General features: G+C 50.7%; 10 protein-coding genes. 4 read left to right on the top strand and 6 right to left on the bottom strand.

Going from position 1 to position 12,058, the window contains the following annotated elements:
• Positions 1–4: 4 nt before the first annotated feature.
• The 3 genes from LK436_RS17735 to LK436_RS17725 all read right to left on the bottom strand — a co-directional run bounded on the left by LK436_RS17735 (position 5) and on the right by LK436_RS17725 (position 4,762).
• Entirely contained in the window at positions 5–1,408 is a 1,404-nt protein-coding gene (locus LK436_RS17735) for a sensor histidine kinase (protein WP_008399135.1), read from the bottom strand.
• Between the two features lie 173 nt (positions 1,409–1,581).
• Complete coding sequence (locus LK436_RS17730; protein ID WP_008399139.1) at positions 1,582–2,295, bottom strand: response regulator transcription factor; 714 nt, start codon at positions 2,293–2,295, stop codon at positions 1,582–1,584.
• A gap of 16 nt (positions 2,296–2,311) precedes the next feature.
• Positions 2,312–4,762: an endonuclease MutS2 gene (locus LK436_RS17725; protein WP_044931791.1), complete on the bottom strand. Its 2,451-nt coding sequence runs from the start codon at positions 4,760–4,762 to the stop codon at positions 2,312–2,314.
• A 278-nt stretch (positions 4,763–5,040) separates the two neighbouring features.
• Here LK436_RS17725 and LK436_RS17720 point away from each other — a divergent pair, with 278 nt between their 5' ends.
• The 4 genes from LK436_RS17720 to LK436_RS17705 all read left to right on the top strand — a co-directional run bounded on the left by LK436_RS17720 (position 5,041) and on the right by LK436_RS17705 (position 9,432).
• The gene (locus LK436_RS17720; protein WP_008399143.1) at positions 5,041–6,360 is read left to right on the top strand and encodes a S1C family serine protease; all 1,320 of its coding nucleotides are present in this window, start codon (positions 5,041–5,043) and stop codon (positions 6,358–6,360) included.
• 239 nt (positions 6,361–6,599) lie between these two features.
• Positions 6,600–7,547: a 3'-5' exoribonuclease YhaM family protein gene (locus LK436_RS17715; RefSeq protein ID WP_008399144.1), complete on the top strand. Its 948-nt coding sequence runs from the start codon at positions 6,600–6,602 to the stop codon at positions 7,545–7,547.
• 76 nt (positions 7,548–7,623) lie between these two features.
• A complete protein-coding gene (rpiB, locus tag LK436_RS17710) occupies positions 7,624–8,064 on the top strand; it encodes a ribose 5-phosphate isomerase B (RefSeq protein ID WP_008399146.1) in 441 nt (146 codons plus the stop codon).
• A gap of 816 nt (positions 8,065–8,880) precedes the next feature.
• Positions 8,881–9,432 carry a hypothetical protein gene (locus LK436_RS17705; protein ID WP_008399149.1) on the top strand — a complete coding sequence of 184 codons (552 nt, stop codon included), beginning with the start codon at positions 8,881–8,883 and terminating at the stop codon, positions 9,430–9,432.
• A 6-nt stretch (positions 9,433–9,438) separates the two neighbouring features.
• Here LK436_RS17705 and LK436_RS17700 read toward each other — a convergent pair whose 3' ends face one another.
• The 3 genes from LK436_RS17700 to lepB form a co-directional block, all read right to left on the bottom strand.
• Positions 9,439–9,804, bottom strand: a complete 366-nt coding sequence (locus LK436_RS17700; RefSeq protein WP_008399151.1) for a hypothetical protein — start codon at positions 9,802–9,804, stop codon at positions 9,439–9,441.
• A gap of 31 nt (positions 9,805–9,835) precedes the next feature.
• Positions 9,836–11,155 carry an aspartate kinase gene (locus LK436_RS17695; protein WP_008399153.1) on the bottom strand — a complete coding sequence of 440 codons (1,320 nt, stop codon included), beginning with the start codon at positions 11,153–11,155 and terminating at the stop codon, positions 9,836–9,838.
• Between the two features lie 162 nt (positions 11,156–11,317).
• On the bottom strand, positions 11,318–11,941 hold the full coding sequence (gene lepB, locus LK436_RS17690) for a signal peptidase I (protein ID WP_008399157.1): 624 nt from the start codon (positions 11,939–11,941) through the stop codon (positions 11,318–11,320).
• Between the last annotated feature and the right edge of the window lie 117 nt (positions 11,942–12,058).

Here is a 12,058-nt window from a genome sequence, read left to right as displayed (position 1 = left end):
AGCCTTACCCCAGATTCGCCTTTGGCAGGCTGAAAATAAACTCTGTTCCAACCCCCTCGGTGCTGACTACATCGATATTTTCGTCGTGGGCCTGAATAATCTCCTTCACGATGGCAAGGCCCAGGCCGGTCCCCTTTTTGTCCTTTCCGCGGGAAGGGTCGGACTTGTAAAACCGCTCCCAGATTTTTTTGATGCTGTCCTTTGGTATCCCCACTCCCGTATCTTTGACGGAGACGAAGATCTTCTCGTGCTTTTCTGCAACCTGGATATAGATCACAGAATCCTCGTGGCTGAATTTGATGGCATTGTCGATCAGATTGTACAGCACCTGCTGGATTTTTCCCAGGTCCGCGAAAACCATCTGGATGGAGTCACTGAACGTCAGATCAAAGGTGATGCCCTTGGCATTGCAGGTGCCCTCAAAGGCGGCCGCCGTATCCTTGATGACCCGGTTGATATCAAAGTTGGTGCGGGTCAGAAAGCCCTTGCTGTCAAGGGAGTTTAAGGTCAGCATTCCCTGGGTCAGTTTGTTGAGCCTCTCCGTTTCTGCAATGATGATATTCAGATATTTTTCGTACAGCTCCGGCGGGATAGTGCCGTCGATGATGGCTTCCAGATACCCCTTGATGGAGGTCAGAGGTGAGCGGAAGTCGTGGGACACATTGGCAATGAACTTGTGCTGATATTCCTCCATCTTGTTCAGCTCCATGGCCATGTAGTTCAGGGTATTGGCCAGATAGCCCATCTCGTCCTGAGTGTGGAGCTCTATACTGTAGGACAGGTTTCCTGCCGCGTACTCCGTGGCCGCCCGGGTAATTTTTTTCAGCGGGAAATACACGGTCTTGGTGAAGAAGAGCAGGAGGATCAGCGAGATGGCAAAGATAATTCCCGCTGTAATGTATATAATATTCAGAATACTGTTCTGTTCCTCTGTCACCAGGCTCATGGGCATGTGGATCACAATATAGCCGTATGTGTTGAAATTTCCCGTTATGGGAGACGACACGGACAGCACCTCATCAGAAAACATTCCGTAGTACATTCCAATCGCATAGGGCTTATTGCCTCCAGCCGTCGGGTCGAAATCTTCAATGGAGCTTCCGGTCAGTCGGCGGCTGCTGTCCATGATGATGGTGCCCTCGTGGTTTACAATCCAGATGTCGGAGGAGAGGTAGGATGCCATAGCTTCAAGCTGGGGTTTTGCCGCCTCCAGATTCAGCTGTTTTCCTGTGTAGACATTGCTGCAGTTTTCTGCAATCAGGTTGGCCTCATCGTACAGCGCCTCCGCCTTCTGTTTTACCAGATAGTCATGGGTTATGTCTGATGAGAAGGTGGCGATGGTCACAAAGCCCAGGAAACCGAAAATGAGATAGCCGAGAATAAATTTATAGTACAGGGAGTGGATCATGGGAATTTCACCTCTTAAATTCTCAGTCCGGCAGCCGGGAGGGCTGTCTGCCGGATGAAAAGTAATATTCAGATTTCATTACGGCGGAAGGGGAGAGCCCCATAGAAAAAAACGGGGCTGTTCCCTTCCGCCAAAATTCAGGGGCATATCTGCGCCCCGGCATTCACACAGTCCTACCGCTTTACTTCAAATTTATACCCGATGCCCCAGACCGTGGTTAAGGCCCATTTTTCGTGATCTTTGATCTTTTCGCGCAGGCGCTTGATATGCACATCCACCGTTCTCGTATCGCCGATATACTCATATCCCCAGATATGGTCGAGAAGCTGCTCCCTTGTGAACACCTGGTTCGGTGAGGAGGCCAGGAAGTATAAAAGCTCCAGCTCCTTGGGAGGCATCTCGATGGAATGGCCATTGTAAATGACAGAGTAGTTGGTCAGGTTTACAATGAGATCCGGAAATTCCACATACTGTCCCTTCTGATCCGGACCTGCCGGTTCCTGGGGCTGGGGGGCCGCCTGGTAGCGCCTGAGAACAGCCTTCACCCTGGCCACCAGCTCCTTGGAGTCAAAGGGCTTGATCATATAGTCGTCGGCGCCCAGCTCCAGTCCCAGAACCTTGTCAAAAATCTCTCCCTTGGCGGAGAGCATGATAATGGGTACCTGGGAGGAGGAGCGCAGCTCCCGGCACACCTGGTAGCCGTCCATGCCGGGAAGCATCAGGTCAAGGAGAATGAGGTTTGGCTTAAAGACCGGGAACACCTTCAGGGCCTCCTCGCCGTCGCCTACAATCTTCGTCTCATAGCACTCCTTGGTCAGATACAGGGAGATAAGCTCCGCAATATTTTCGTCGTCATCCACAATGAGGATTTTCTGTTTTTCTGCCATGATATTCCTTTCTGTCCTATTTAAAGGTAACAATGGTCACGCCGGAATCCCCCTCGCCGAACTCGCCCAGATGGAATTCCTTTACATATTTAAGACGCCTTAAATGCTGGTGTACGCCGGCTCTCAGCGCTCCCGTTCCGCGGCCGTGCACCACCCGCACCTGGGGAAGATGGGCCAGATAGGCGTCGTCCAGATATTTATCAAGCTCCGGAACGGCCTCGTCCACAGTAAGTCCGATCAGATTGATCTCCGGGGAAACGGAGAAGGACTTGGACATCTTGATTCCGCTCTGGGAGGAGCCGCCCTTCTTTCCGAAGGCTCCCGGCGTGCGCATGGGGGAGCCGGCTTTCTTTCCCGCTCCGTTTAAGCCGCCATGGCTTTCCAGGCCGGGGCCGGAGATGGAAGATTCGTTTAAGAGCTCCAGATCCCGGATGTTCACAAGGGAGCGGAGAATTCCCATCTGCACGTACAGATCCCCCTTGGCATTGGGCAGGGAGCTGACAGTCCCCTTCAGGTTCATGGAGAGCACCTTCACGCCGTCGCCGATTTTCAGAGACTTGGGAGAAATGGTCTTTCTGGGAGCCTGAGGCTTCTTGGGAGCCAGCTTTTTGTCCACATCCTTGATTTTATTCCTGAGCTTTGAGCGCTGTTCCTCCAGCTCCTTTCCAGCTCCGGACTGGTTGGCCAGTTTGTTGATATTTCGGATCGTGGAATCAGCGGTGTCCTTGGCATCCTGAAGGATCTTCTGGGCCTCCTCTCTGGCCTTCTCGAGAAGACGCTCTTTCTGATCCTGGAACCGCTCCTCCTTCTGGGTAAGCCTCTGCTTGAGCTGGGCGATCTCTGCCTTGTAGGCGCTAAGCTCCTCCCTCTCCTTTTCAATGGTTATGCGGCTCTCCTCCAGGTTCGCCAGCAGATCCTCAAAGGCCGCGTCTTCCTTCTCAATATGCCGCTTGGCGTCCTCGATAATATAGTCGGGAAGTCCCAGCTTCTTCGAGATGGCAAAGGCATTGCTCTTTCCCGGAATACCGATGAGGAGGCGGTAGGTGGGGCGCAGGGTTTCCACGCTGAACTCACAGCAGGCGTTTTCCACCCCGGGCTCAGTCAGGGCGAAGACCTTTAATTCACTGTAGTGGGTGGTGGCCATGGTGCGGCACTGCATGTTGTGGAGGAAGGTCAGGACGGCCACAGCCAGGGCAGCGCCCTCTGTGGGATCCGTTCCGGCTCCCAGCTCGTCGAACAGGCACAGGGAGTTGGAGTCTGCCTCATTCAGGATCGAGACAATGTTCGTCATATGAGCGGAGAAGGTACTGAGGCTCTGCTCAATGCTCTGCTCATCTCCGATGTCCGCGAACACATTGTCAAAGACTGCAAGCTCCGAGCCGTCAAAGGCCGGAATGTGAAGCCCTGCCTGGCCCATGAGAGTGAAGAGGCCCACGGTCTTTAAGGAAACCGTCTTTCCGCCTGTGTTGGGGCCTGTGACGATGAGAAGATCAAAGGAATCGCCCAGGTAGATGTTGATGGGCACTACCTTCTTCGGATCCAGAAGGGGATGGCGACCGTCCTTGATGTTGATGTAGCGTCTGTTATTAAACTTCGGCTCCGTACAGTTAAAGTGCCTGGACAGGGAGGCCTTCGCGAAGATGAAATCCAGTCTGGCCAGAATGGAGAGGTTCTCTGCGAGAGTCTCCGTGTAGGGGACAAGCTGGGAGCTCAAGGCCATGAGGACGAACTCAATCTCCCGCTTTTCCTGGATTTCCAGCTCCCTCATCTCATTATTCAGACGGATCACGGCCATGGGCTCGATAAATACAGTGGAGCCTGTGGCTGACTGATCGTGAACCATGCCGGGAACCTGGTTTTTATGCTCTGCCTTCACAGGGAGGCAGTATCTTCCGTCCCGCATGGTAATCACGGCGTCCTGCAGGTAGGTACGGCTGGAGTTGAGCACAGAGTTCAGCTGGGTGTGGATCCGGTCGTTGATCACCTTCATCTGGCGGCGCACCTGGCGAAGGCCCGGGCTTGCGTCGTCGCTCACCTCATCCTCGGAGAGAATACAGCGCTTGATCTCCGTATTGACGGGGGTGAGAGGCTCTAAGAGCCGGAACATCTCATCCAGGGAGTCGTCGGGAAGCTCAGATTCCTCCCGGCGGCCGTAGGACTTGGCCCTGGCGGCCACCGTGAGAACAGAGCTGACAGCCAGAAGCTCCACGATATTTAAGGAGCTGCCGATTTCCAGGCGCTTTAAGGAATCTGTAATGTCCTTCAAACCACCGAAGGACAGGCTGCCCTTCTGCCGCACCCTGGTGACGGCGTCGGTGGTTTCCTGCTGGTTTTGTACAATCTCACTGTAATCGCAGGACGGCAGAAGCTCACGGCAGAGCTTCTTTCCCGGCTCAGTGGAGGCATACTCCGTCAGGATGTCAATTATTTTATAATATTCCAGAGTTTTTAATGCTTTCTGATTCATATTCATTCACCTGTTAAAAAATTTAGACGGGCGGTTGCAAAATCCCATGATGATTATAACACAAAGGCCACAGAAATTGCTAGATTCAGTTCTCTCTTTCCTGGACGGCTGCGTTTTGCGTCTGATTTTATAACAATATTCTTGCAATCACCAGGGAAGAAACGTATAATACATATATGTTGTCCGCCGCAGACAGGGCGGACAGACGGATACTGAAACCAGATTGGATTCTCCTGTCCTCTCTGTGCAGGAGATAGATGGAATGAAGGAGAAGAATTATGCCAGATACGGAAGGACCTGATAAAAAGGTTCCCCGCGAGCGCGAGTTCATGAGGGAGAAGATAGTAAAACGCCCGCTGACAAAAAAACAGATAGCGGCGCGGGCGGCTGTTCTCCTCCTGTCGGCAGCTGCATTTGGGGCTGTGGCAGCCCTGAGCTTTGCGGCGGTAAAGCCGTGGGCGGAGAGGCGATGGGGGAAAAATACAGAGAATGAGAGCCCGTCTATACAGTTCGACAGAGATGATCCGGATGCCCTGCCGGAGGAAACCGCTGCATCAGCGGCGGAAACTGCCGAGAGCCAGACACAGCCTGTGGAGGATGTGGTGAAATCCTATATGGAGACATATAAGTTTTCCGCTGAAGATTTAACATCCATGTACGAGGGCATCAGACAGGTGGAGCAGCAGGCGGACAAGGGAATTGTCACCATCAATACGGGTAAGCAGCAGACCGATCTCTTTGGAAATCCCATTGAGATGAGCGGCTACTATGCCGGCGCCGTGATTGCCAGGACAAGCGGCTCCTATGTAATCCTTACAAGAGCTGAGGCTGCGGAGCAGGCAGACTCCATCCATGTGGTGTTTTTTGACGGCACTGAGGCTGCGGGGACCATACTCCAGACTGACGAGGTGATGGGGATGGCTGTGATCAGTGTGGATGCGTCCCTGGTGGATGCTGAAACCAGGAAGGAGATTCACGTAATCCCTCTGGGAAATTCCTATTCCGTAAAAGAGGGAGATTTTGTCATTGGCGTGGGGGCGCCTGCGGGAATCGTCCATTCCTCCGTTTATGGAACGATCACCTATGTGGCCAGAAATATTCCGGTGACAGACGGCTTGTCGCGCATTCTGTTCTCGGACTTAAGCTGCAGTGACGGAAAGGGAACCTTCCTTTTAAACACAGATGGGGAGATGATCGGCTGGCGGGATGAAACGCTGAAGGGAGAGAGTCAGATCTTCGGCAGTTCCGTTACGAGTATTTCCGATTATAAGGGAATCCTTGAAAAGATGACAAATGGCGAGGAGGTTTCCTATTTCGGTGTAAAGGGCCAGGAGGTAAACGACTCTATGCTGGAAGAGGGAATGCCGGCCGGCGTCTATGTGTCGGATGTGATTGCCGGCAGCCCTGCTTACGAGGCAGGACTGCAGAACGGGGACATCATTGTGAGCTTTGAGGAACACAAGGTGGCCACGCTGAAGGAGCTCAGCACTCAGATAGCAGGCTACCAGGTGGGAACCGCCGTCAAGGTGACGGTTATGCGAAGAGGACGCGAGGGCTACACCCCTCTGGACTATGAGGTGGTAATCAGAGGAAGATAGAGCAGGCGTCTGCCGTTTAAGGCTGCCTGAAAAGATGGAGAGTTCCGCTTAGGGGACTCTTCTGTTTCTGTGGAAAGCGTTTCTGCGGAGAGTATTTCTGCGGAAAGGCGCGGCTGTGCAGGTGCAAAAAGCCAGGCATGGCGGAGCCTTTTGGCCGGCTGATATGAGGCGGGAGATGAAAGAACTGCCGGGCGCGGCAGGGGAGCAGTGATGAGAATGAAGATGAAAGAGGATAGAAAATGAAGTATATCGGACAGTTTTATGACGGAATGCATGTTTCAGACGTGTATCTTTGTAAGAAAAAGCAGATTGCACTGACGAAGAACGGCAAGGAATACGGGGCCCTTACCCTTCAGGATAAGACCGGAACCGTGGACGCCAAGATCTGGGATCTGGGTTCTCCGGGAATCGGCAGCTTCGAGGTGCTGGACTATGTGTATATAGATGGAGATGTGACCGTATTCCAGGGCGCCAACCAGGTCAATATACGCCGGATCAGAAAGGCAGACGCAGGAGAATATGTGGAGAGTGACTATCTTCCCGTCAGCTCCAAGGACATTAAGACCATGTACGGGGAACTGAGAGGGCTGATCGATTCCATGAAGAATCCATTCCTGAGAAAGCTGGCGGGCAGCTATTTCATAGAGGACAAGGACTTTATGCGCCGCTTCTGCTTCCACTCCGCAGCCAAGAGCGTGCACCACGGCTTTGTGGGAGGGCTTCTGGAGCACACCCTGAGCGTGATGAAGCTGTGCGACTATTTTGCTGCCGTCTATCCGCGTCTGAACAGGGATCTTCTGCTGACAGCGGCCCTGTTTCATGACATCGGAAAGACGAGAGAGCTGTCTGCCTTCCCGGAGAATGACTATACGGATGACGGGCAGCTTCTGGGGCATATTATAATCGGGACAGAGATGGTGTCTGAGCGGATCAGGGAAATTCCTGGATTTCCGGAGAAGATGGCCGCAGAGCTCAAACACTGCATTCTGGCCCACCACGGAGAGCTGGAATACGGCTCGCCGAAAAAGCCGGCGCTGTTTGAGGCCCTGGCTTTAAGCCTGGCGGACAACGCAGACGCGAAGCTGGAAACCATGAACGAGGTGCTCACCGGCGCAGGCGACAACAGCGGCTGGCTGGGCTACAACAGGCTCTTTGAGTCCAATGTGAGAAAGACCACGGAGCTGTAGGCGGAGAACAGGGCAAAGAGTACAGGAAGTATAGGAGCATCTGAAATTTAGATTAAGTTGGCAAAGGAGAACAGAGATGAAAATTGCAATAGGAAACGATCACACAGCAGTGGAGCTTAAAAATATTATTAAAGAGTTCGTGGAGTCAAAGGGATATGAGGTCATTGACATGGGAACAAATTCCAGCGAGAGCTGTGATTATCCGGTTTACGGTGAGAAAGTAGGCCGTGCAGTGGCTTCCGGCGAGGCAGATCTGGGGATCACCATCTGCGGCACCGGTGTGGGAATCTCCCTGGCAGCCAACAAGGTGAAGGGCGTGCGCGCCTGCGTATGCAGCGAGCCGTACACGGCAAGGCTGTCCAGGATGCACAACAATACAAACGTGCTGGCCTTCGGCGCAAGGGTAGTGGGAAGCGAGATGGCCAAGATGATCACCGAGGAGTGGCTGGACGCCAAGTTTGAGGGCGGAAGACACCAGAGACGGGTGGATATGATCATGGACATCGAGAACAGGTAAGAAAGAGGACGATCAATATCGGGAACACCGGAAAGCGGTTCGGAAACGGCCGGGAAACGGCAGAAAACAGCCGCGCATTTTGTGACTTTTAGAGGAACAGAATGCGCGGCTGTTTTTTTGCACTTTTTTGTGGAAGAGGGGATGGGGGGGGGGAAGGCAGATGGCCATCGGGATACGAGGGCTATCTGGAAACAATCCCCAAATGGCGGAGGTATCAGCTGTCAATGCTGATGATAAGGACGAGTTATCATAATTTGGTCTTTATGATATTAAATAAAAAAGTTGCATAATTTTTGAAAGCGAAATAAAATAGAATTAAAATATAACAGATTTATTAAATAAAGAAAGGATTAAATTACAAAATACATAAAAAATGTTGAATAATAGTAAGATGACAATGTTATTGGTAAAAATGAAATAACATAGCAATATAACTTGAAAAAAACTAAATTTTGCAAAAATATACAGTATAATCACATGCTGCAAATATATTTCCCTCAGATTCAGATAAGAGACAGGAGTATGTCATAACAGCTCCTGAAATTCCATTATCAGATTTATAAAGTTCAGGCCTTATAGATGGAACAGCCTCATTACAGATGCGGAAAAGACTTTGGATGCATGGATTAAAGGCACAGATGTCATGCTTAGCCTGCTTGCTTATTAATGATGGTGTTTCTGGCTCGAAGACCAGCTCTGTTTACCAATATAAAAATCTAAAACGAAATGTAATTTAAAATTATTTTTACAGGAGGTGTTTCCAATGGGATGTGATTCAATGTAATTATTGTTAATAAAAATTGCAGGAGGTAGCATATGAAAAATATGATGAAAAGATTTATTTGCAGTTTATTAATTGCATCTTTAATGTGTGTCAGTATTGGGACTTCTGTGTTTGCTGCTGATAATGTTAAGGCCGGTGTCACGGGGGTATTAGAGATTCCTCATGAAGCTGATGATTTAGAACGTAGATTGAATGAAATGACATATGAAGAATTAAGAACAGTGCTGATGGAAGAGTTTGGCGCTACGCCGGAAGAAGCTACGTTATTGGCAAACTATCAAATGATGGGAAATGTGCAGACAAGAACCTTCCCATCAAATCCTGAAATTGGAGACGTTCATAAAGAATCTTTTACTGTTCATGTTGCACTAGATGCATCTGTTGCAGCATTAGCTGCTGCCATTGTATCTGGATCAAAATATATAACTCTAGCAAAGGCTTTGACAATTGCCAGCGCGATCCTTAGCGTTGGTTCTAATGTATTAGGAAATACTGTCAGAGTTACAGTAAACTATACATATGGGTATACAAATGATGGAGTTCTGGGATGGACACCTGGGTACTTTGAATATGAAATTCTGTAGGTGATGTCAATGAGCTTTTTCATCAACGAAAAAAAACAAAATTATTTCCTGGGTATTCTCTATCTGATTGACGCGCTGGCCATATATACGGACAGCCGCCTCCTGATATATTTTTTTACAGGGGCTATTCTTGTTCTTCAAACACTCAGTCTGATAGAGGCTTTGAGAAATCCCCCGGAAAAAAGCATTTCGCAGAAGGAGGAGAACAGATTCAGCAGCCTGGTATACAGGGCAGGGCTGGTTCTTTTTGCTGCCGCCATTTTGATTCATGCTTATCTGTAGCGATATGTGATTTATTTTCAGGGAGTATCCCGGAATCTTAAAGGGGGGGGCTGCCGGTTCTCCGGCAGCCCCCCAGGCTATGAATGCCATATCCTGAAAAAATCTGTTCCCGTCTTTCGCCTTAGAGCGCCACTGTCACAAAAATGTCATAGATCGCTTTCACAGCCGTCTCAAAATCTTCATTTTTGACCCCAATGATAATATTCAGCTCGCTGGAGCCCTGATCGATCATCTTTACATTGACTCTCGCATGGGCCAGGGCGGAAAAGATCCTTCCGGCTGTGCCGCGGGCCGACTTCATCCCCCGGCCTACCACGGCGATGAGGGCCAGATCCGAGTCAAGCTCCAGGTGATCCGGGGCCACGGCCCGGTGGATTCCGGCGATGACAGACTGCTCCTGCTTCTCGAACTCAGACTGGTGAAGGAAGATGCTCATGGTGTCAATGCCGGACGGCATATGTTCAAAGGAGATGCCGTTTCGCTCAAACACGTCCAGCACCTTTCTGCCGAAGCCGATCTCCGTGTTCATCATGGCCTTTTCAATATTAATGGCGCAGAAGCCCTTCTTTCCGGCAATTCCTGTGATGGTGTAGCGGGGCTTCTTCAGAGTGCTCTCCACAATCATGGTGCCCGGATCGTCCGGCCGGTTGGTGTTTCGGATATTGATCGGAATGCCTTCCTTTCTCACCGGGAAGATGGCCTCCTCGTGGAGTACGCTGGCGCCCATGTAGGAGAGCTCGCGAAGCTCCCTGTATGTAATGGTCTCGATGGTCTTTGGGTTGTCCACGATCCTGGGATCCGTAACCAGAAAGCCCGATACATCCGTCCAGTTCTCATAGAGATCCGCGTGAACGGCCCTGGCCACGATGGAGCCTGTGATGTCGGAGCCTCCCCGGGAAAAGGTCTTTACCGTGCCGTCAGGCATGGAACCGTAGAAGCCTGGAATTACGGCGCGGGGAGACTTCGCGAGGCGGGCGGAAAGTTCCGCGTTGGTTTTTTCCGGCAGAAAGACGCCGTTCTCGTCAAAGAGCACCACCTCTGCCGCATCTATAAACTCGTAGCCTAAGTAGGAGGCCATAAGAATTCCGTTTAAGTATTCGCCTCTGGAGGCTGCGTAGTCGCGGCCCTTTCTCGCCAGGAAATTTTCTTCGATAGTCTTAAACTCATAGTCGAGATTCACATTCAGGGACAGACCCTCGATAATCTGCTCATACCGCTCTGTGATGGCGGAAAAAATTTTTTTATAGCTCCCGCCGGAGGAGGCCGCGTCATAGCAGGCGTAGAGAAGATCCGTCACCTTATCGTCTTTGCTGCTCCGCTTTCCGGGGGCCGATGGGACAACATAGCATCTGGACTTGTCAGCCGTAATAATATCTTTTACCTTTTTAAACTGTTTTGCGCTGGCGAGAGAACTTCCGCCGAACTTCACAACCTTTTTCATGTCTTACTCTCTCCTCTCACCGGCGTTTCCTCGCCGGAGAATTTTATCTTTCCAGTCAGTCTGGCGGCTGCTTCCCTATTCCCTGTACGCAGCCGGTGATCAAAGCACATTCGAATCATGGCCTGTGCCGTCATTTTTCGTTTCAGGCCTGGCTGACAGGGCTTAATGGAGAATCTGAGGATTCGGGAAGTATTCCAGATAAACCTTGGCCACCAGATCCTCTTTTGGCACATATTTGTGCTCCCAGAACCGGGCATCATTGGAATTATTCCTGTTGTCGCCCAGCATGAAGTAATGGCCCTCAGGCACTTCATAGTGAAGGTGATCCTTTCCGTACATGTCCATAGGCTCATGCAGGTAAGGCTCGTCGAGGGGCGTATCTGAACCATCAATATAGATCTTTCCGTCTACGATGTCAACCGTTTCACCGGGAAGACCGATAATACGCTTTACATAATAGGTTTTCTTGCCTTCAGCCTTGTCGTCCGGGTAGATGAATATGGCGATATCGCCCCGCTCAGGCTCGCTGAATTTGTAGGTAAGCCGGGAACCCAGCACGCGGCTGTGAGCCATAATGGTATTTTCCATGGAACCAGTGGGAACGGTACTGTTTGCGATAATACAGCTGTTGAGAACGAGGGCTATGATCCCGGCGATGACTAAAATCTGAATCCAGCTTAAAATTTCCCGTTTCCAGCTGAAAGGCTGGTTTTCCTCATCGCGTTTCCTGCTTTTGGGAGGCTCATCATGTCTTATGCTTCCAAGACGCTTTTCTTTATTTTCCATATTTCAGCTTCCTCTTTTCATGGTTTCTGGACGAGGAGGAGAATGGCAGCTCACCGCCGAATCTGCTGTCCTCTGCCCGAATTGCTTTTAACAATGAATTACATGTCCTTTAGTTTA

The sequence above is a fragment of the Clostridium sp. M62/1 genome (assembly GCF_020736365.1).
Lineage (GTDB): Bacteria > Bacillota > Clostridia > Lachnospirales > Lachnospiraceae > Otoolea > Otoolea saccharolyticum_A.
This window is presented reverse-complemented; position numbering and strand designations above follow the sequence as displayed.